We start from the raw sequence: 20,439 nt of genomic DNA, 5'->3' as shown, positions 1-20,439 counted from the left end.
TTCGCCCATCATGTTACCGCTCTATTACAAAATTGCGCGTTTGGGTCTTTACAGGGGGGGCACCCCTGCATATATCGCCCCCCGCTGCCCCAGGGGGACTTCCAATAACCGCAAGGCAGCCTTGTCGTTTACCATTACACTTTTGGGGGTCCCTTGCATTGCACCAGCATCATAGCGCCCACGGGCTGATTCAGGCACTTTCGCCGGTCGAACCTGTCACGCTTGTCCGTCCGCATGCGGCACGGCGCGCAGCGCGTTTCTTCATCGACCGGTTTCCCGGCACCACCCTGTATGCGGTCAAGGCGAATCCGTCGCCCGACCTGCTGCGCGTGCTGTGGGATTCGGGCGTCACCCATTATGACGTCGCGTCGATCGCCGAAGTGCGTCTCGCCGCGCGCACCCTGCCCGAAGCGACCTTGTGCTTCATGCATCCGGTAAAGGCCGAGGAAGCGATTTCCGAAGCCTATTGGAAGCATGGCGTGCGCACTTTTTCGCTCGACACGCTCGACGAGCTCGAAAAGATCGTGCGCGCGACCGAAGGCGCGGCCGATCTCAATCTGCTCGTGCGCCTGCGCGTCTCGTCGGACCATTCAAAGCTCAGCCTCGCGGCCAAATTCGGCGCCGAAGCCGATGAGGTCGTCGAACTGCTGATGGCAACCCGCCAAGCCGCCGACGCACTCGGCATCTGCTTCCACGTCGGCAGCCAGGCGATGACGCCGCATGCTTATGCCCAGGCGATGGAACGCGTCCGCGCGGCGATCGTCGCAGCCTCGGTCACCGTCGATATCATCGACGTCGGGGGCGGCTTTCCGTCGTCCTATCCGGGCATGGAGCCACCGCCGCTGGGCGCCTATTTCGACACGATCCACCGCAGCTTTGAAAGCCTGCCGATCAGCTATTCGGCCGAACTGTGGTGCGAACCCGGTCGCGCGCTGTCGGCCGAGTATAGCTCGCTGATCGTCCGCGTCGAAAAGCGCCGCGGCGACGAGTTGTATATCAACGACGGGGCTTATGGCGCGCTGTTCGACGCCGCGCATGTCGGCTGGCGCTTTCCGGTTTCGCTGCTCCGCGACGGCGGCAGCGATGCCGAACTGGTGCCGTTCAGCTTTTACGGCCCGACCTGCGACGACCTCGATCATATGGCCGGGCCCTTCTTCCTGCCGGCGGACATCAAGGCGGGCGATTTCATCGAAATCGGCATGCTCGGCGCCTATGGCTGCGCGATGCGGACCAAGTTCAACGGCTTCGGCGCCGACGAGACGCATGTCGTCAGCGACGAGCCGATGGTCAGCCTGTACACCGGCGAAGTCGAACCGGAACGCCGCAGCGCAACAGTGACCAAGCTGTTTTGATCGCCGCCGCGCGGCAGTGGCCTTACATCGCAGCGATGCGGGGGATGACGTAATCGGCGTCACGCCCGACGCCGCGCAGCGTCGCCGAGGCAAAGCCGTTCTGTCCCGACAAGCCGACGAAGCCGAGCCCGGGAACGGTCGTTGAAATACCGCGGCGGTGGAGCGGCTCCCCCTTGGCGTCCAAAGCTCCGCACGGCCGCAGAAACGCCATCGCGTGGCGAAAGCCGGTAGCGAAAATGACCTGGTCGACCCGCTCGTGCGTTCCGTCGGGCCAGACGACGCCGTCCGCGGTAAAAGCACGGAACATCTTTCGGACCGGCGGCCGATTGGCGCGCAACGCGGCCTTGTACCGGCCATCGTCGACGATGGGGACGCCATGGTCCGAAAACAGGTTCAGGCCGTTGAGGCGCAGCTTGTCGAACCACCAATGAATATCGTGACCCCACACCCGCTGCGGCAGAAAGCGCAGCTTGTGTCGGACCGCCAGCGTCACATCGGCATGACCCGCGAGTTCAACCGCAATCTGCACCGCCGAATTTCCGGCGCCGACCACAATGATCCGCTGACCCAGATAGGCATCTGGATTGCGATATTCCGATGAATGCATGATGCGGCCCCGATAGTCGCCCTGACCGAAAATCTGTGGAAAATTTGGCGCGCCAAAGGCTCCCGACGCGACGATCAGCTTTTGCGCGCGGATCGGCCTTCCGCCTTCGGGCATCAACGCAAATCCATCGGGCTCGCGGGTGACCGACGATATTCGCGTTCCCAGTTTCACCGGGAAGGCGAAATGATCGCGATATTGCTGCAAATAATCGACAACATCGTCGCGCGTTGGATAGGCATCGGGCGCGCCCTGCATGCCGAATTCCGGCAATGACGAATAGCGCACCGGCGAAAACAGCTCGAGACTGTCGTAATAGTGGCGCCACGAGCCACCGACGGTCCGGTCCGCATCGACGATCAGGAAGTCGGCGCCCGCGCGTTGCAAAAGGCGCGCCGCCGCCAGCCCCGCCTGTCCGGCCCCGATCACCACAAACTGATGATCGGTCATGCATTGGTCTCTTTGGCAAATCCATGCCGCAACCGGTCGTCGCCATCGGCAAATTCCGGCACATTCAGCCACAGCCGCAACAGATGCCGCTTCTCCTCAGCCGTGTCCCAATCTTCATAGTCAGTCCGCGCATGCAGGACGACCGAGTTTTTCAAGAACTGCATGTCGCCCTCCTGGAAATTCATGTCCAGCGCGGTGCCCGGTTCGAAGGGAAGCCATTCGAGCAGGTCGAGCAAGCTCTGCTCCGCATCACTCAGCGCCGCGATTTCGGGAAAATCCTCGGCTGCGTTGCGAATGTACCAGGTCAGCAGCATCATCCGGAAAATCCCGTCTTCGCGGCTCACGATCGGATAGCGAAAGGTCTTAGGGCCGTCCGGACCCAATTGCCCATGCGCGTGGTGATGAAATTCCTGCTCAAGCAATGGCGCAAGTTCGGGTCGCCGCGCGACGACCTGATTATAGACCTCGACCGACGAACAGACCCGGCTCACCCCGCCCGATTTCGCACCGCGCAGACACAGCAGCCCGATGATGTCGGCGCCGTCGGTGTGAAAGGCCAGCTCGGCGCGCGTCTTGTACAGCCTGACATTGTGATCGCTCGCCGACGCACCCGTGTCGCGAATGTCGACCAGCAACTCGCCCGCCGGGTTCTGCGCCGTCGGCTGCCCCAGATGCAGCCCGATCAGCCAATAGGCCGCACGGGCGACGTCGCGGCCGATATCGCGCACCGGCAGCCCGCGGATCAAAACCACGCCATGGCCGTGATCGAGACGATCGCGCCAATCCGCAAGCGCAACCGTCAATCCGGCCAGCGGATAACGGTCGCGCGATACTGCATCGAGCGCGATACCCCGGCCAACGACCGCATTGGCGGCGGCGATGATCGTCTCGATTTCGTCGGCGCTCAATTCATAGAGCCATTCCCCGGGTTGCGCTTGCAACACATCACCCCGCCACGGGCTAGGCGATTCAACCATTGACGTCATTGGGCAGTCCTTTTCTGAAATAGAGCCATCGGCTGGCACCGCAGCAAAGTCCGCGATAACAGTTTTGATTCGATATTTGTCGAAATATCGAATTGAATATCGAGGTCAACCCATATTTCGACTATAATCGAAATGATAAGTGAAACACGCCCGACCCGAATTCTGGACTAGCCTGATCAAATGGCCCTGCTAGGTTTCCCGCCGCATGCGCCCCTTCCACCACCTTCTGATCAATAACCTCGTCGCCAACATCACCAATTTCACGGTGTGGTTTGCGATCACCTTCTGGATATTCCTCGAAACCAGATCGGTATTCGCAACGGGGATGATCGCGGGCATCTATCTGGTGCTCACCGGGGCGCTCGGCATCTGGTTCGGCAGTCTGGTCGATCATCACCGCAAACGCAGCATGATGCTCGTCTCCAGCCTGGTATCGCTCGCAATCTATACCGCGGCGCTCGGCGCTTATGCGCTGGACCCCACCATTGCCGCCGCGCGGGTATCCAGCATCACCTTGTGGCTGTTCGTCCTCCTGACGATGCTGGGGGTGATCGTCGGCAATATCCGGATGATCGCCCTGCCGACGCTCGTCACCCTGCTGGTGCCCGAGGACCGCCGCGACAAGGCGAACGGGCTGGTCGGGATGGTCAGCGGCATCGGTTTCCTGACCACCTCGGCCATCAGCGGTTATCTTATCGCGTGGGGCGGCATGGTCGCGACCCTGGCGTTCGCGATCCTGCTTTCGCTGCTCGCCGCGCTTCACCTGCTGTTCGTCCCCGTCGACGAACCGCGCGACACCGGCGCGCATGACGCCCCGCGCCGCATCGACCTCGCCGGTACCTTTCGCATTGTGACCGCCATTCCCGGGCTGTTTGCGCTCATCCTGTTCGCCGCGTTCAACAATCTACTCGGCGGCGTCTTCATGGCGTTGATGGACGCTTATGGCCTGTCGCTGATGAAGGTTGAACAATGGGGGCTGCTCTGGGCCTTTGTCTCATGCGCGTTCATCCTCAGCGGCGCCTTGATTGCGCGCACCGGGCTGGGCGCCAATCCGGTGCGGACGCTGCTGCTGGTCAACCTGATCGTGTGGGCGGTCGCCGCGCTGTTCACCGTTCAGTCGTCGATCATCCTGCTGACCGTCGGCTGCTTCATCTGGTTGTTCCTCGGCCCTTATGCCGAGGCGGCTGAGCAGACCACCCTGCAAAAGGTGGTGCCATTCGAGCGGCAGGGGCGCGTTTTCGGCTTTGCCCAGTCGGTCGAGCAGGCCGCCTCGCCGCTCACCGCCTTCCTCATCGCGCCGTTGACCCAGTTCATCTTTGTCCCGCTGATGACCAACGGCGCCGGGGCCGAGATGATTGGGGACTGGTACGGGCGCGGCGCCGAACGCGGCATCGCGATCGTGTTCACGATCACCGGCGTGCTCGGCGTGCTCGCAACGATCGCTGCCTTCCGCTCGACATCCTATCGCCAGATTTCCGGCGCCTATGTCACCGGAAACGCCGCGGCGACCACTACCGTCCCTCCCCAATAATAGCAGGCAATCGCCTCTTCCGTTTCACTTCGAAATCATTCTATCCTTGGCGAAAGAGCAAAGGGAGGGATGCCGCGTGGCCGTTGTGATTCTTGGAAAAGCAGTGACAGCAGCATGACCATGTTGTCCGGCATCCGCATCATCGACCTGACGACGGTGATCTTCGGCCCCTATGCGACGCAGATGCTCGCCGATCTGGGCGCCGAGGTGATCAAGGTCGAAACCCCGGGGCTGGGCGACATCTCGCGATATTTGGGCAGTGGGGTTCCCGATCCGACGATGGGGTCGATCCACCTGACGGTGAACCGTGGAAAACGCTCGATCGCACTCGACCTCAAAAAACCTGAAGATGCCGAGGTGCTGCGCGACTTGGTCGCCGGCGCCGACGTGTTTTTCCACAATGTCCGCGGCAAGGCGATTGCCAAGCTGGGCTTTGACTATGCGGGCTGCAAGGCGATCAAGGACGACATCATCTATGTCCATGGCACCGGGTTCGGGCAGGACGGCCCGTATGCCGACCTGCAAGCCTATGACGACGTCATTCAGGCCGCCACCGGCACCACCAGCCTGCTGCCGCGCGTCGATGGCGACCCGCGTCCGCGCTATTTCCCGTCGCTGATCGCCGACAAGATCGCGGGCCAGTTCGGCGCGCAGGCGATCCTCGCCGCACTGATCCACAAACTGCGCACCGGCGAGGGGCAGGCGGTCGAGGTACCGATGTTTGAATGCTTTGCATCCTTCATGCTGACCGAACATCTGCGCGACGCGGCGCTCGACCCGCCGCTCGGCCCCGCGGGCTATCCGCGCCAGCTTGATCCGACCCGCCAGCCCTTCCCGACCCGCGACGGCTATCTGGCGATCGTCCCCTACACCCCCGAATCGACCGCGCGGTTGATGGCGCTGCTCGGCAGCGCAGGCCTCACCGAAACCCCCGAATTCGAAGCCGCCAAGGCGAAAGGGCAGCATATGCCGATCGTCTATAGCGAGATCGCCCGCAAGACCCCTGCCAAGACCACCGCCGAATGGCTGGCGCTGTTCGCCGCGAACGACATTCCCGCGATGGCCGCGCGCGACCTGCAAGACGTCAAAGAAGATCCGCATTTCGCCGCGACCGGCTTCTTCCGCCACCGCACCCACCCCGACGTCGGCGCCTTTCACGAAATGCAGCCGCCGGTGAAATATGGCGCCGCGCCCGCGCGCGACCTGGGTTTTGCGCCCCGGGTCGACGGCGACGGCGCCGCGATCCGCGCCGAACTGGCCGAGCGCCGCGGCTGAATATCGATCATTGCATTGTCGTCCGCGCGCCCTAGCATCGCGCGATAATAAGAAGGGGGACATATGCCTGAAAATCTGCTCGCGCCCGGCGCGGTGCTCGCGCTGTGGACGCTGATCATGCTCGGCTGGGTCGCCGCGACGCGGTTCGGCGCGATGGCCAAGGCCGGCGTCGACCTGAAAGCCGCGCCGCCGGGCGGCCGCGGGGTCGATCTGGAAAATGTGCTGCCGCCGACGATCAACTGGAAATCGCACAATTATACGCATCTGCTCGAACAGCCGACGCTGTTTTATGCGGTGATCGTCTTCCTGCATCTGTCGGGCGGCAGCACCGACGTGACCCGCGGGCTGGCGTGGGCCTATGTCGCGCTGCGCATCGTCCACAGTTTCTGGCAGGCGACGGTCAACCGAATTCCAGTACGCTTCGCCATCTTCGGGCTTTCGACATTTTGTTTAATCGTGCTGGCCGTGCTGGCGGTGATCGCCACTTTGGGTTGAGGGGGAATTGTCATGGAAACCAATGCTATTCTGGGGCCGGTCGCGACGCTGGCGCTGTGGTCGATGATCATGTGGGTGTGGATGTACGCCACGCGCATCCCGGCAATGAGCCGCGCCAAGATCGATGCAAAAAATCTGGTGGGCACAACGGGCAGAGGCCTCGACGAAGTTTTGCCGCCCGAAGTGCAGTGGAAGGCGCACAACTACAATCATCTGATGGAACAGCCGACGGTATTCTATGCGGTCGCGCTGGCGCTCGCAGTCGGCGGCATGGGCGGCGGGCTGAACACCCAGATCGCCTGGGCCTATGTCGCCCTGCGCATCATCCACAGCCTGATCCAGGTGACGGTCAACCGCGTGCTGTGGCGCTTTGGCGTGTTCGCGCTGGCCAGCCTCGCGCTGCTCGCGCTGTGCGTGCATGCGTTTATGGGGTTCGTGCTGCACTGACAAAGTGGCGTCGTCCCCGTGAAGGCGGGGGCGACGGCTACCGCGAAAACCGCCCCGCGAGTTCGACATGCGTCGACCAGCGGAACTGCCCGACCGGTTGCGCCCAATCGAGGGTGTAACCGCCATCGACCAGCAGCTTTGCATCGCGCGCAAAGCTCGCGGGGTTGCAACTGACATAGGCGATGACCGGGGTGTCCGATGCCGCCAGCTGCGCCACCTGTTCCTCGGCGCCGGCGCGGGGAGGATCGAGGATCACCGCGCCGAAGCGGTTCAATTCCGCCGGGATCAGCGGCCGCCGAAACAGGTCGCGATGCTCGGTCGCGACCAGCGCGCGGGCGCGGTTTGCCGCCGCCTTCAGCGCCGCAATCGCATCGCGCGCGCCTTCGGCGGCATAGATTTTCCGCCCTTTCTGGAGCGACAGCGCAAACGTCCCGACCCCCGCGAACAGATCGGCAATCGCCCCGGCGTCACCGACCGCGCGCGTCACGGCATCGACCAGCGCCGCCTGCCCCGCGGTCGTCGCCTGCAGAAACGCAAATGCCGGCACCTCGACCGTCACATCGCCAAAGCGAACGGTCGGCGGTTCGGGCTGCCACAGCGTTTCCAGCCCATGCCCCTGATCGACGGCAAAGCGCGCCAGCTTATGCGCGCCGGCGAAATCCTGTAGCGCCATCGCGGCGTCGAGCCCCTCGGCCTTGACGCCCTCCAAAATCACCTCGACACCCTGATCGAGCATCTGGAGTTTGACCTTCACGGGCCTTTTCTGCTGCGCGATGGTCGCCAGCAGGTCGCGCAGCGGCGCGATCAGCGCGAACAATTCGGGCAGCAGCAGCGGACATTGCCGCATATCGACGATCTGGTTGCTCTGCGCGGCGTTGAACCCGATCGCGACCTGTTTGCCGGTGCGCAGCGCGGTCAGGGCCGCGCGGCGGCGGCTCTGCGGCGGCGACAGATGGGCGGGCAGCACTTCGCCCGCCTGCACGTCCTGCGCCGCAAGCGCGCCGACCACCCGGTCGCGGACAAATTCGGCGAGCGCCGGTTCGGCGACATGCTGCAACTCACAGCCGCCACATTTGCCGAAATGGCGGCAGGGCGGCTGCGCGCGGTTTGGCCCCGGAATGATGATGCCGTCGTCGCGCACCCGGTCGCCCGGAACCGCGCCCGCGACATGGCGGCCATCGTCGGTGACGCCGTCGCCGCGCGCGGCAATGCGGGTAATCAGGGCGGTTTCGGTCACATCATGCTTTCAAGAGATCGTCGGCGACCAGATCGTCGGCGACAAGGCCGGGGCCTATACGCGCGGCCTGCGCGATATGCCACCCCACCGCCGCGACCGCGGCATCGAATGCATCGCCGCCCCGCGCCAGCATCGCGCCGCACGCCCCCGCCAGCACATCGCCCGTCCCCGCGGTCGCCAGCCACGGGCTGCCCGGCCAAGCCGCGACGACACGGCCATCGGGCGCCGCGATGATGGTATCGGCGCCCTTATAGACGACCACGGCCCCCGTGCGCACCGCCGCCGCCCGGGCGCGGTCGATCTTGCTGCCGGATAAGTCGGGAAAGGTGCGGGCGAATTCGCCCTCATGCGGGGTCAATATCGCCTGGCCCGGTGTTTCGCACAGGCGCGGCAGCGCGGCGGCAATCGCCGCGGCGTCGAGCACCAGTGGCTTGCCCGAATCGAGCGCGGCCTCGACGTCGAACAACAGCGCATCGCTCGCCGGAAAGCCCGGCCCGATCACCACCGCGCCGACGCGCGGATCGCTCAGCCGTTCGCCAAAGCGCGCGTCGCTTTCGGTGATAATCGCGGCCAGCGGCGCCCGCGCGCTACCCTCCAGCACAGCATAGCCCGCTCCCGCGCGCAGCGCCGCCGCCGCCGCCAAACCTGCGGCGCCCGGCATCGGCCCGGCAAAGACCAGCACCATGCCGCGGCTGAACTTGTGCGCCGCCGCGGTGGGCGTTGCCACCTTCGCCGCTGGCAGCGTCCGCATCGCGGCCCCCGCAGCAATCCCGATCGACGCGAGCAGCACGCGGCCGCAGGCGGGGGCGGTCGGCAGCAAAACATGCGCGGGCTTCAGCGCGCCCAGCGCCAGCGTGACATCGGCGGGCAGCGGCGGCATCCATTCGGCGCCGCCGTCGCCGCCGATCCCGCTCGGCACGTCGACCGCCAGCACGCGGCGTCCGGCAAAACCCCGCAGCGTATCGGCAAGATCGTCGGCCAACGGCCGCGACAGTCCGACGCCGAATAGCGCATCGACGATCACCGGCGCGGGGGCCAGCGCGGCATCCATCGGTTCGATCGGACCGCTCCACCCCGCGCGCGCCGCCTGCGCCAGATCGGTGGTGGGTTCAGCCAAAGCCGCCACCCGCACCGCCGCACCGCGGCCCGCCAGCAACCGCGCCGCGACATAGCCGTCGCCGCCATTGTTGCCCGGCCCGCACAGGATCAGCACCGGCGCCCCCGCCGCCATCCGCCACGCGGTGTCGGCCACCGCGGCGCCGGCGCGCTCCATCAATTCGGACAGCGGCGTGCCTTGCACCGCGCACGCAGCCTCGGCCTCGCGCATCGCGGCGCGGGTCAGGATCGGGGCGTCGGCGGGAACGGACATGGCGTTCAGACTATCACGGCCAGCGAAAAATCGCGATGGAAGCGTTCTGTCATCCCGCGTCGTCATTGCGAGCGAAGCGAAGCAATCCAGAGTGGCATACACCGCTCTGGATTGCTTCGCTTCGCTCGCAATGACGATATTGCTATTTCGCGCCGCTGGTGTTCGCAGGCAAGCGATACCGATCGTTGCCGACTGCGACCTCGATCATATTATCACCGACGACGCTGACTTTCGCCGGTTCAGCGCCGTCGGCCGACACCACGCCGCGGCCGTCGGTCGTAATCTGCAACCGGCGATACCCGACATTGGCGCGCCCGACGACCAGGACGGCGCCGTCCTGCCCGCTCATCTCTTCGACGGTGCAGGTGCGATCGAACAGCTTGGCGCCTTCCAGCGCACATTCGATACGGCCGTTCTCCGCCGCGTCACGCGATCCGCGCGCTTCGGCTTCGACCAGATCGCCATTGTCGGGTGCGCCGCCGCACGCCGCAAGCAGCAGGAACCCGGCGACACCCCCCAATCGTTTCATTATTTACCCTTCAGCTGCGACAGGTCGCGCACTGCTCCTCTGGCAGCACTCGTCGTCATCGCGGCATAGGCCTGAAGTGCTACCGAAATCTTGCGCGGACGCGGCTTGGCGGGTTGCCAGGCGGCATCGCCCTTGGCTTCCATCGCCGCCCGCCGCTCAGCCAGTTCGGCATCGGGTACAGCGAGGTTGATCGTGCGGTTCGGAATATCGATCTCGATGAGGTCGCCGTCTTCGACCAGCCCGATCAAGCCACCCTCGGCAGCTTCAGGCGAAGCATGGCCGATCGACAGCCCCGACGTACCGCCCGAAAAACGTCCGTCGGTAACCAGCGCGCAGGCGGCGCCCAGTCCTTTCGATTTCAGATAGCTTGTCGGATAGAGCATTTCCTGCATCCCCGGCCCGCCTTTCGGTCCTTCGTAACGGATGACCACCACATCGCCGACGACGACCTGGCCGGTCAGGATGCCCGCAACCGACGCATCCTGGCTTTCAAATACCTTGGCCGGGCCCGAAAATTTCAGGATCGATTCGTCGACGCCCGCGGTCTTTACGATACAGCCATCGACCGCCAGATTGCCCGACAACACCGCCAGCCCGCCGTCCTGGCTGAACGCATGCGATGCCGACCGGATCACGCCGGTTTCGCGGTCGAGGTCGAGCGAGTCCCAGCGCCGCTCCTGGCTGAACGCGACCTGCGTCGGCACGCCGCCCGGCGCGGCCATGAAGAATTTCTGCACCTCAGGATCGTTGGTCCGCGAAATGTCCCATTTGTTCAGCGCGTCACCCAGCGTCGCGCTGTGCACCGTCGGCAAATGGGCGTGGAGCAGGCCCGCACGTTCGAGCTGGCCCAGGATCGCCATGATCCCGCCGGCGCGGTGGACATCCTCCATATGGACGTCGCTCTTGGCGGGCGCGACCTTCGACAGGCACGGCACGCGGCGCGACAGCCGGTCGATGTCGGTCATGGTGAAATCGACCCCGGCCTCGAACGCCGCGGCGAGCAGGTGCAGCACTGTGTTGGTCGACCCGCCCATCGCGATGTCGAGGCTCATCGCATTTTCAAACGCTTCAAAGGTCGCGATATTGCGCGGCAACACGCTGTTATCGTCTTCCTCATAATGGCGCTTGCACATCTCGACGACGATCCGCCCGGCGCGCAGGAACAGCTCCTTGCGGTCGGCGTGGGTCGCCAGTTGCGAGCCATTGCCGGGCAGCGACAGCCCCAGCGCCTCGGTCAGGCAATTCATCGAATTGGCGGTGAACATCCCCGAACAGCTGCCACAGGTCGGGCACGCCGCCTGTTCGATCGCGGTGACTTCCTCGTCGGTATAGCTTTCGTCGGCAGCGGCGACCATCGCGTCGACCAGATCGAGCGCGACCGTCTTGCCCTTCAGCACGACCTTGCCCGCCTCCATCGGCCCGCCCGACACAAAGACGACGGGAATATTGATCCGCAGCGCCGCCATCAGCATCCCGGGCGTGATCTTGTCGCAGTTGGAAATGCACACCATCGCGTCGGCACAATGTGCGTTGACCATATATTCGACCGAATCGGCGATCAGGTCGCGCGACGGCAGCGAATAGAGCATCCCGTCATGGCCCATGGCGATACCGTCATCGACCGCGATCGTGTTGAATTCCTTGGCCACTCCGCCGACCGCCTCGATCTCGCGCGCCACCATTTGGCCGAGGTCTTTCAGGTGGACATGGCCGGGGACGAACTGGGTAAAACTGTTGACCACCGCGATGATCGGCTTGCCGAAATCGCCGTCCTTCATCCCGGTGGCGCGCCACAGCCCGCGCGCGCCGGCCTGATTGCGGCCATGGGTGGTGGTGCGCGAACGATAAGAAGGCATTTTTTCGGTTCCTAGAAATATTATTACAATATTGAGCGACTGAAAGCGCCTCTACACGCCTAGGCCCGAATGTTCAACGCCACTTTCTTGCACATTCGCGCCAGCCGCGCGGCGAACAGCGCCTGCCCCGCGGCATCGCCGACCAGATCCTGCCGCATCTCGATCCCGACATAGGGAATGGCGTTACCCTCGGCATGGCGGTTCATCGTCGCGTTGAGCAGCTTGCCCGAATAGGGTTGTTGGTCGCCGACGTTCAGCCCCTCGGCCGCTAGTGCCGCAATTGCCGCCTCCGCCAACCGGTCGTCTTCATTATACAGCACCCCGACGTGCCACGGCCGCGTCTGATCGGGATGCGCCGCCAGCGCCGGGGTAAAGCTGTGCAGCGACAGGATCATCGCGGGGCGATGCGCCGCGATCGTCGCCGCGATATGCGCGTGATAGGGGCGGAAAAACCGCGCCAGCCGCGCCTCGCGGGCGGCGGCGTCCAACGCATTGCCCGGCACCGCATGCCCATCGCTGGCGATTGGCAGCACCCCCGGCGCCTCTTCCTCGCGATTGCAATCGACCACCAGCCGCGACACCCCGCCGAAGATCGCGGCATCGACCGCGCCGTCTTGGACCAGCAGCGCCGCGACCTCGGCCACCCCGATGTCGATCGCGATATGATTGGTCAGCAGCGCCGGATCGATGCCAAGGTCGATGTCCGCGGGAACATGGTTCGACGCATGATCGGCGATCAGCAGGATGCCGGCGGCGCGCGGCGTTCCCAGCTGGCGCCACGCTTCGCTCATCCCGCTGCTCATCGTAGCACGCCCGCCAACTGCCACCAGTGAGGATGGCTTTGTGCCAGACGCACTGCTGCCAAATCGCGTTCGGCCAGCGCGTCGAACAGCGCAAAACAGGTCGCGCCCGACCCCGACATGCGCGCCAGCCAGGGGCTGAGCGCGCCGAGTTCGGTCAGGACATCGACGATGGCGGGACATTGCGCGATCGCGGCGCGTTGCAAATCATTGCGCGCCGCCAGCAGCTGCGCCCGCCCCGCCGGATCACTGAACAGCGACCCACGATCGATCCCGTCCCATGCGGCAAACACCGGCCCCGTCGCAACCGGCTGGCGCGGATTGACCAGCAGCACCGGGGTGCCCGCCAGCCGCAGGTCGGGGACCGCGCGCAAGTCTTCGCCAACCCCGATCCCCAGACAGGTCGCGCTGGCAACGCACGCGGCAATATCGGCGCCGAGCGGGCCGACGATCCGAGCCAGCGTCGCATCGCCCAGCTCGGGCAGAAAATGCCGCCGCACCAGCCGCGCCGTCGCTGCGGCGTCGGCCGACCCGCCGCCGATCCCCGCCGCGACCGGCAGCAGCTTGGTCAGCGTCACCGCCAGCGGTGGCACCCGATCGGCGCCATAGCGTGCGCGCAGCAGCGCCAACACCTGCACCACCAGATTGTCGGCGCCCGCGCTCAAGCCCTCGGCAAACTCGCCGACGATCGTCAAACTATCCGCCGCGGCCACTTCGGCGACGATGCCGTCGCCGCCGTCGACGAAAGCGAACAAGGTTTCGATGTCGTGATAGCCATTGCTGCGCCGACCGCGCACATGCAGCGCCAGGTTGATCTTGGCCCAGCCGGTGTCCTGCATCACGGCGGTCATGGCGCGGTCGTCGCCGCGGTCAGCCCGTCGCGCAGCTTCGCCGCCAGCCGCGTCGCCATCTCCGCCTCGGCCAGCAGCGCCGCGGCGCGCCAGGTGTAGCGCGCCTGAAACTTGCGCCCCGCCTGCCAATAGGCATCGCCCAGATGTTCGACGATCACCGCATTGGCGGGCTCGCCGCGCTGCGCTTTCTCCAGCAGCGCCACCGCATCGTCGGTGCGCCCGGTCAGGAAATAGGCCCAGCCCAGCGAATCAGTGATGCTGGCATTCTGCGGCTCCTGCGCCCATGCCGCCTCGATCCGCGCCAGCGATTGTTTGACATCCTTGCGGCGTTCCAGCGCCGAATAGCCCGCGAAATTCAGCACCGCGGCATCGTCGGGGCGCAGCGCCACCGCCTTTTCCATCAACGGCGCCGCGGCGTCCCATTCGTCCGCCTGCAACAGCAATTCGGCGCGCGCGATCAGCAAGGTGCCGCGCAGCGCGCGGTCGTCGGCACCGTCAGCCAGCGTGCCCTCTAACCGCTCATAAGCACGCGCCGCGGCCTTGGGATCGTTCGAGCGCCCCGCGATGCCGGCGAGCCGGACGAGCAGGCTGCGCGGCGCATCGCCCGCGGCCGCCGCCTCGGCCAGTTTTGCGGCGCCCGGCAGGTCGCCAGCATCGGCGACCAGCTCGGCGCGGCGCATCGCCAGCACCGGCGGCAGCGCCGCGCGATCGTTGTCCAGCAGCGCCATCGCGTCGCCGCGCTGGCCATTGCGCTCGAGTGCCTCGACCAACGTCGCGCGCACCGCCCAATCCTGATCATTCAGCCAAACGGCGGCGCGCGAGAACAGCAGCGGCACTTTGCTGTTGCCGTTCGGGGTGCGCGCCAGCCCGTCGGCCAGCAGCCCGAGCCATTGGGCGACCCCCGCGCGCGGGGTCGACACCGGTTGATCGGGCAGCAGCAGCATCGGATCCTCACGCCGTCCCGACGCCAGCGCGATCTTTCCGCGCAGCCGGGTGGCCGCATCGCGCTGCCCCGCCCGGTCGAGTGTCGCCGCCAGACGCAGACCGACGAGCTGGCTCGTCCGATCGGTCAGCGTGGTGTCGTCAGCCAGCGCTGCGGCGTCCGCGGTGCGCGCCGTCGCCAGCTGCACCAGCGCGATCTGCAACGCCAGCACTGGTTCGGGGCGGGCGCGATTGTTCGCCGCCAGCAAATGCCGTTCGGGCAGTTTTTGGCGCGCGCCGACGTCGATCCACGCATTGACGGTCGGCAGGATCAGTCGCGCAATCGTGTCGGCGCCGGTCTTGTCGCCGCGCCCCGCCATGATGTCGCGTGCGGCCTTCCAGTCCGATCGCCGCATCGCATCGACCATCAGCACCAGCTGGGCATCGAAACGGCGGTCGCCCGCCGTCCATAACCTCAGCGCCGCGGTGCGCGCCGCCGCCAGATCGCCGGCCTGGATCGCCTGCTCCAAAATCCGTCCGCGCACCCCGGGCAGGTCGGGCGCCAGGCTCGCCACATCGGTCAGCGCCGCCAGCGCCGCGGCGGGTTCGCCGCCCTCCTCGGCCAGCCGCGCCCGCACCAGCGCGTTCAGCGCCGCGCCGCCGTCGTCCGCGGCCTGCACGGGCGCCGCCGCGGCGAGCGCGCCGACGGCCAGAAAAACCCGCGCGAGCTTACATGTTCGGGTAATTGGGGCCTCCGCCGCCTTCGGGGGTGACCCAGTTGATATTCTGGGTCGGATCCTTGATGTCGCACGTCTTGCAGTGGACGCAATTCTGCGCGTTGATGACGAACTTGGGGTCGCCCTCGGCCTCGCCGACAATTTCATAGACCCCCGCCGGGCAATAACGCTGCGCCGGTTCGTCATACATCGGCAGGTTGTACGCCACCGGAATCGACGGGTCTTTCAGCTGCAAATGGACCGGCTGATCCTCCTCATGATTGGTGTTCGACACGAACACCGAGGACAGGCGGTCAAAAGTGAGCACCCCGTCGGGTTTCGGATAATCGGGCTTCGGCATCATGTCGGCGCGGTACAGGCTCTCATTGTCCGGATGATGCTTCATCGTGAACGGGACTTTGATCTTGAGCGTTTCGAGCCACATCGTGATCCCCGACAGGATCGTCCCGCCCAGATCGCCCCATTTTTCGACGAGCGGCAGCACGTTGCGCACCACGCTCAGCTCTTTCTTGACCCAGCTGGCGTCATAGGCCGCCTGATAGGCATCGAGCACATCGCCGCTCCGCCCGGCGATCACCGCCGCAAACGCCGCCTCCGCCGCCATCATGCCGGATTTCATCGCGGTATGGGTGCCCTTGATCCGCGGGACGTTGAGGAAACCGGCGCTGTCGCCGATCAGCGCGCCGCCCGGAAACGCCAGCTTCGGCACCGACTGATAGCCGCCGTCGCTGATCGCGCGCGCGCCATAGGACACCCGCTTGCCGCCCTTCAGGATCGCGGCGATCGCGGGGTGGGTCTTCCACTTCTGCATCTCCTGAAACGGCGAGATGTGCGGATTGCGGTAATTGAGCCAGGTGACGAACCCCAGCGCGACCTGTCCGTTCGCCTGATGATAGAGGAAACCGCCGCCATTGGCGTTCTCGTCGAGCGGCCAACCCTGGGTGTGGATCACGCGGCCCGGCGCGTGGTTTTCGGGATTGATGTCCCACAATTCCTTGACGCCCAGACCGTAAACCTGCGGCTCGCAATCACTGTCGAGCGCGAATTGCGGCTTGAGCATCTTGGTCAGGTGGCCGCGCACCCCTTCACCAAAGAAGGTATATTTCGCATGGAGTTCCAGCCCCGGCGCATAATCGCCTTTGTGGCTGCCGTCGCGCGCGACCCCCATGTCGCCGGTCGCGACGCCTTTGACCGAGCCATCGTCGTTATAGAGGATCTCGGCCGCCGGAAATCCGGGAAAAATCTCGACCCCCAGCTCCTCGGCCTGCTCGGCGAGCCAGCGGCACAGATTGCCCAGGCTGCCGGTGTAGGTGCCGACATTGTGCATGAACGGCGGGGTGATGAATTCGGGCATACCGAACTTCTTCGTTTTGGTGAGCACCCAATGCTGGTTGTCGTTCACCGGCACCTCGGCCATCGGGCAGCCTTGGGTCCGCCATTCGGGAAGCAACTCGTCGAGCGACTTGGGATCGATCACCGCCCCCGACAGGATATGCGCGCCGACCTCGGACCCTTTTTCCAGGATACAGACCGACAATTCGCTGCCCGTCTCGTTCGCCAGCTGTTTGAGGCGGATCGCCGCCGAAAGCCCCGCCGGACCTGCGCCGACGATGACCACGTCATAGGGCATCGATTCCCGTTCGCTCACCGCAAATACCTTTCTGCCGTCCCGGCGCCGATCGTTCATCGTAAGCGGCGCTCATTCTGTCACGAATTGCGATGCCCGCCAATTGACGTGTCCGTCAACAGCCTGTTTGGATAAATCACATGGGTGGGTCGCAATCATTGGCGCTGGCGGAAAGCATAACCGACTGGTGGTCGCTGGCGGGCGTCGATGCGCTGGTCGGCGAGGAACCTGCCGGTTGGCTGGTTCTGCCGTCGGCGAATGACGCTGCGGCACCCAAGCCTAAGCCGCCCGCAGCTTCCGAGCCCGAACTGGCGCCGCTGCCCGCCGCATTGCAGCGCAAGGACGCTCCGCAACCCGCTGAAACCAAAGGCCCCGTGGCCTTTCCCGACGGCTGGTACGATTTCCAGCAATGGCTGGCGACGAGCGGCGATGTTCCCGGCAGCCAATGGGACGCGCGCCGCGTGCTGCCCGTCGGCCAGCCGGACGCGCCGCTGATGCTGCTCACCGCCTGGCCCGAAATCGACGACCAGCGCGACGGGACATTGTTCAGCGGCGCCGCGGGACAATTGCTCGACGCGATGCTGCTCGCGATCGGAACCGCACGCGCCGACTGCTATGTCGCCAGCCTTGCGGTCACCCGCCCCGCGGGCGGCCGCTGCGACGGCGACGAGGCGGCGGAACTCGACCGGTTGCTGTGGCATCATCTGCGGCTGGCGAACCCCGGACGGCTGCTGTTGATCGGCAGCGACATCGTTCGCATGGCCGCAGCAAGCGAATTGCCCGACACGCGCGGGAAGTTACTGGATATTAACCAAGAAGGCGGCAAGGTGGCGACAGTGGCGGTGGCGCATCCCGCGATGCTCCTGGCCCGGCCCGCGCAAAAGGCGGCGGCCTGGGACAGCCTGAAACTGTTCAACCGGGGACGTTGACAGATGAAAATGACGACCAGGACTTTTCTATCAAGCGCAATTTTGGCCATGGCCATCGGCGCGGTCCCCGCATGGGCCGCCGATGCCGGCAGCCGCGATCTGGCGTCGGCGCCGCAAACGGTGCCCGACATTTTGTCGTCGAAACAGAAACAGCTTTATACGCAGGTGCTGACCGCGATCCGCGGCCAGCGCTGGGCGGACGCAAAGGCGCTGCTCGACGGCGCCGAGGCCGACGAAAAGGGGGGGCCGCTTGCCGACTTCCTGCGCGCCGAACTGCTGACCGCAGCCGGCAGCCCGCGCGCCGAGGTGGCCGACATCGTGCCGATCCTTTCGCGCTCGCCCTATCTGCCGCAGGCCGAACAGCTTGGCCGCCTCGCCGCCAAGCGCGGTGCGACCGACTTGCCGAGCCTGCCGTTGCAGGCGCGCCTCGCCTGGGCAGGCAGCGCGCCGCGGCGACTCGGCGCCGATGCCGTGGGCGGCGACCCGGTCGCCGCCAGCCTGGCCGGCAGCATCCCCGACCGGATCAAGAACGACGATCCCGCGGGCGCCGAAGCATTGCTCAATGCGGTGGCCGACCGGCTGACCCCCGAAGCGCGCGACGAATGGCGCCAGAAGGTTGCCTGGTCCTATTATATCGAAAATGACGATGCGAACGCGCTACGCCTTGCCGCCGAATGTTCGGGTGGCCGCAGCGCCTGGTCGACGCAGGGCGCATGGGTCCAGGGGCTCGCCGCGTGGCGCACCCGCGACTATCGCACCGCACTGACCGCCTTTGACCGGGTCGCGCGCGAAGCCCCCGACAGCGAATTGCGCGCCGCCGGCTATTATTGGTCGGCGCGCGCCGCGATCGCCGCCGGCGACCCGGCATCGGTGCAATCGCGCCTGCGCGCCGCCGCCGCCAACGAAGAAACCTTTTACGGCCTGCTCGCGGTCGAGACGCTGGGCGTCGAAACGACCAGCCAGCGCGAAAGCGTGCGGGCCGACCGCAGCGCGTGGCGCGCGCTTGCCGACCTGCCCAATGTCCGCGCCGCCATGGCGTTGTCGGAGATTGGCGAGGATCGATATGCCGACGCGGTGCTGCGCCACCAGGCGCGGATCGGCGACGCGCGCCAGCACGAGCAGCTGCTCAGTATCGCCGGGGCACTCAGCCTGCCCGAATCCCAACTCTATCTTGCCCACAACACCCCGCAGGGGCGCAAGCCCGCGGCGCAGGCCCGCTATCCGCAGCCCAAATGGGAGCCCAATGGCGGGTGGAAGGTCGATCCGGCGCTGGTCTTTGCCCACACCCTTCAGGAATCGCGCTTTCAGCGCACCGCGGTCAGCCCCGCGGGCGCCACCGGGCTGATGCAGGTCCGCCCGGGCACCGCATCCGATCTGGCGCGCTGGGGCGGCGACGGGCGCGGTCCCGGCGACCTCAAGACCCCCGCCGTCAACATGGATTTCGGCCAGCGCTATCTGCAATATCTCAGCAAGGACAGCTCGACCGGCGGGCAATTGCTCAAGGTCATCGCCGCCTACAACGCCGGCCCGACGCCGATCGCGCGCTGGCAGTCGGAAATCCGCGATGGCGGCGATCCTTTGCTCTACATGGAATCGATCCCTTATTGGGAAACGCGCGGCTATGTCGGCATCGTGCTGCGCAATTACTGGATGTACGAGGCGCAGCAGGGCAAACCCTCGGACAGCCGCGCCGCGCTGGCGCAGGGAAAAATGCCGCGCTTCCCCGATGGCAAGGATCGCATCCGCCTGACCTACGCCGGCGGCCTCGGCAACGCCGATTGATCATCGCCCGATGCCGATCGACGAAAGCCTTGTCTTCAAACCGGTCCGCATCGCGCTGCTGACGATTTCGGACAGCCGCAGCGCGGCCGAGGATCGCTCGGGCGATAAGCTCGCAGACTTGCTGACCGCCGCGGGGCATATTCTGGCGGCGCGCGCGATCATCCGCGACGAAACCGACCTGATCGTCTCGCGCCTCCACAACTGGATCGACGACCCCGAGGTTGACGTCGTCATCACCACCGGCGGCACCGGGCTGACGGGCCGCGACGTGACCCCCGAGGCACTGCACCGGCTCGACGGCAAGGATATTCCCGGCTTCGGTGAGCTGTTCCGCTGGCTCAGCTATCAGACGATCGGCACCTCGACGATCCAGTCGCGCGCCTGCGCCGTCGTCGCGCGGGGCACGTACATCTTTGCGCTGCCCGGTTCGACCGGGGCGGTGACCGATGCGTGGGAAGGCATTTTGGCAACCCAGCTCGATAGCCGCCACAAGCCGTGCAATTTCGTCGAACTGATGCCGCGGTTGATGGAATGACCCCACGCTAATTTCGTCATCCCCGCGAAAGCGGGGACCCAGAGCGGCGTGGCGCATGCCTGGAAGGGCGGGACTGGGTTCCCGCTTTCGCGGGAATGACGAGTGCAAATGTTCTTTCTTTGTTCT

At 65.7% G+C, this 20,439-nt stretch carries 18 protein-coding genes; 8 read left to right on the top strand and 10 right to left on the bottom strand.

The genetic code is table 11. From position 1 onward, the window contains the following. Nucleotides 1-158 precede the first annotated feature (158 nt). Nucleotides 159-1,352: a type III PLP-dependent enzyme gene (locus FFS68_RS03080; protein ID WP_137751846.1), complete on the top strand. Its 1,194-nt coding sequence runs from the start codon at nt 159-161 to the stop codon at nt 1,350-1,352. Between the two features lie 22 nt (nt 1,353-1,374). On the opposite strand, the gene FFS68_RS03075 is transcribed toward FFS68_RS03080, so the two are convergent. Together FFS68_RS03075 and FFS68_RS03070 are read right to left on the bottom strand one after the other, a co-directional pair. After that, nucleotides 1,375-2,406, bottom strand: coding sequence for an NAD(P)-binding domain-containing protein (locus FFS68_RS03075; RefSeq protein WP_137751845.1), 1,032 nt, complete (start codon nt 2,404-2,406; stop codon nt 1,375-1,377). Further along, complete coding sequence (locus tag FFS68_RS03070) at nt 2,403-3,314, bottom strand: TauD/TfdA family dioxygenase (protein ID WP_171003727.1); 912 nt, start codon at nt 3,312-3,314, stop codon at nt 2,403-2,405. Before FFS68_RS03070 ends, FFS68_RS03075 begins: the two co-directional genes overlap by 4 nt. A gap of 283 nt (nt 3,315-3,597) precedes the next feature. On the opposite strand from FFS68_RS03070, the gene FFS68_RS03065 reads away from it, so the two are divergent. From FFS68_RS03065 to FFS68_RS03050, 4 genes are all read left to right on the top strand, one after another. Continuing rightward, nucleotides 3,598-4,923, top strand: coding sequence for an MFS transporter (locus FFS68_RS03065; protein ID WP_137751843.1), 1,326 nt, complete (start codon nt 3,598-3,600; stop codon nt 4,921-4,923). Nucleotides 4,924-5,037: 114 nt separating this feature from the next. After that, nucleotides 5,038-6,198, top strand: coding sequence for a CoA transferase (locus FFS68_RS03060; protein WP_137751842.1), 1,161 nt, complete (start codon nt 5,038-5,040; stop codon nt 6,196-6,198). Nucleotides 6,199-6,261: 63 nt separating this feature from the next. Next, nucleotides 6,262-6,693 (top strand): MAPEG family protein, encoded by a 432-nt coding sequence (locus FFS68_RS03055; protein ID WP_137751841.1) that lies wholly within the window; start codon nt 6,262-6,264, stop codon nt 6,691-6,693. Nucleotides 6,694-6,705: 12 nt separating this feature from the next. After that, nucleotides 6,706-7,140 carry an MAPEG family protein gene (locus tag FFS68_RS03050; RefSeq protein WP_137751840.1) on the top strand — a complete coding sequence of 145 codons (435 nt, stop codon included), beginning with the start codon at nt 6,706-6,708 and terminating at the stop codon, nt 7,138-7,140. Between the two features lie 37 nt (nt 7,141-7,177). On the opposite strand, the gene FFS68_RS03045 is transcribed toward FFS68_RS03050, so the two are convergent. From FFS68_RS03045 to FFS68_RS03010, 8 genes are all read right to left on the bottom strand, one after another. Beyond that, complete coding sequence (locus tag FFS68_RS03045) at nt 7,178-8,377, bottom strand: class I SAM-dependent RNA methyltransferase (protein ID WP_137751839.1); 1,200 nt, start codon at nt 8,375-8,377, stop codon at nt 7,178-7,180. A 1-nt stretch (nt 8,378) separates the two neighbouring features. After that, on the bottom strand, nt 8,379-9,746 hold the full coding sequence (locus FFS68_RS03040) for an NAD(P)H-hydrate dehydratase (protein WP_137751838.1): 1,368 nt from the start codon (nt 9,744-9,746) through the stop codon (nt 8,379-8,381). Nucleotides 9,747-9,888: 142 nt separating this feature from the next. Next, entirely contained in the window at nt 9,889-10,275 is a 387-nt protein-coding gene (locus FFS68_RS03035; RefSeq protein ID WP_171003726.1) for a hypothetical protein, read from the bottom strand. Further along, entirely contained in the window at nt 10,275-12,131 is a 1,857-nt protein-coding gene (gene ilvD / locus FFS68_RS03030; protein ID WP_137751836.1) for a dihydroxy-acid dehydratase, read from the bottom strand. Before ilvD ends, FFS68_RS03035 begins: the two co-directional genes overlap by 1 nt. A gap of 59 nt (nt 12,132-12,190) precedes the next feature. Further along, nucleotides 12,191-12,922, bottom strand: a complete 732-nt coding sequence (locus FFS68_RS03025; protein WP_137751965.1) for an N-formylglutamate amidohydrolase — start codon at nt 12,920-12,922, stop codon at nt 12,191-12,193. Between the two features lie 8 nt (nt 12,923-12,930). Next, a complete protein-coding gene (locus FFS68_RS03020) occupies nt 12,931-13,782 on the bottom strand; it encodes a 4-(cytidine 5'-diphospho)-2-C-methyl-D-erythritol kinase (RefSeq protein ID WP_137751835.1) in 852 nt (283 codons plus the stop codon). Beyond that, the gene (locus tag FFS68_RS18030; protein WP_137751834.1) at nt 13,779-15,383 is read right to left on the bottom strand and encodes a hypothetical protein; all 1,605 of its coding nucleotides are present in this window, start codon (nt 15,381-15,383) and stop codon (nt 13,779-13,781) included. The genes FFS68_RS03020 and FFS68_RS18030 overlap by 4 nt, the downstream gene beginning before the upstream one ends. Nucleotides 15,384-15,432: 49 nt before the next feature. Next, a complete protein-coding gene (locus tag FFS68_RS03010; protein ID WP_137751833.1) occupies nt 15,433-17,088 on the bottom strand; it encodes an electron transfer flavoprotein-ubiquinone oxidoreductase in 1,656 nt (551 codons plus the stop codon). A gap of 119 nt (nt 17,089-17,207) precedes the next feature. Here FFS68_RS03010 and FFS68_RS03005 point away from each other — a divergent pair, with 119 nt between their 5' ends. Genes FFS68_RS03005 through moaB form a run of 3 tightly spaced genes read left to right on the top strand, consistent with a single transcriptional unit; the run spans nt 17,208 to nt 20,313 of the window. Continuing rightward, complete coding sequence (locus FFS68_RS03005; RefSeq protein WP_137751832.1) at nt 17,208-17,996, top strand: uracil-DNA glycosylase family protein; 789 nt, start codon at nt 17,208-17,210, stop codon at nt 17,994-17,996. A gap of 48 nt (nt 17,997-18,044) precedes the next feature. Next, nucleotides 18,045-19,778 (top strand): lytic transglycosylase domain-containing protein, encoded by a 1,734-nt coding sequence (locus tag FFS68_RS03000; RefSeq protein WP_249339997.1) that lies wholly within the window; start codon nt 18,045-18,047, stop codon nt 19,776-19,778. Nucleotides 19,779-19,788: 10 nt separating this feature from the next. Continuing rightward, nucleotides 19,789-20,313: a molybdenum cofactor biosynthesis protein B gene (gene moaB / locus FFS68_RS02995; protein ID WP_137751830.1), complete on the top strand. Its 525-nt coding sequence runs from the start codon at nt 19,789-19,791 to the stop codon at nt 20,311-20,313. Nucleotides 20,314-20,439: the final 126 nt, after the last annotated feature.

Source organism: Sphingopyxis sp. L1A2A (assembly GCF_005502465.1).
Lineage (GTDB): Bacteria > Pseudomonadota > Alphaproteobacteria > Sphingomonadales > Sphingomonadaceae > Sphingopyxis.
This window is presented reverse-complemented; position numbering and strand designations above follow the sequence as displayed.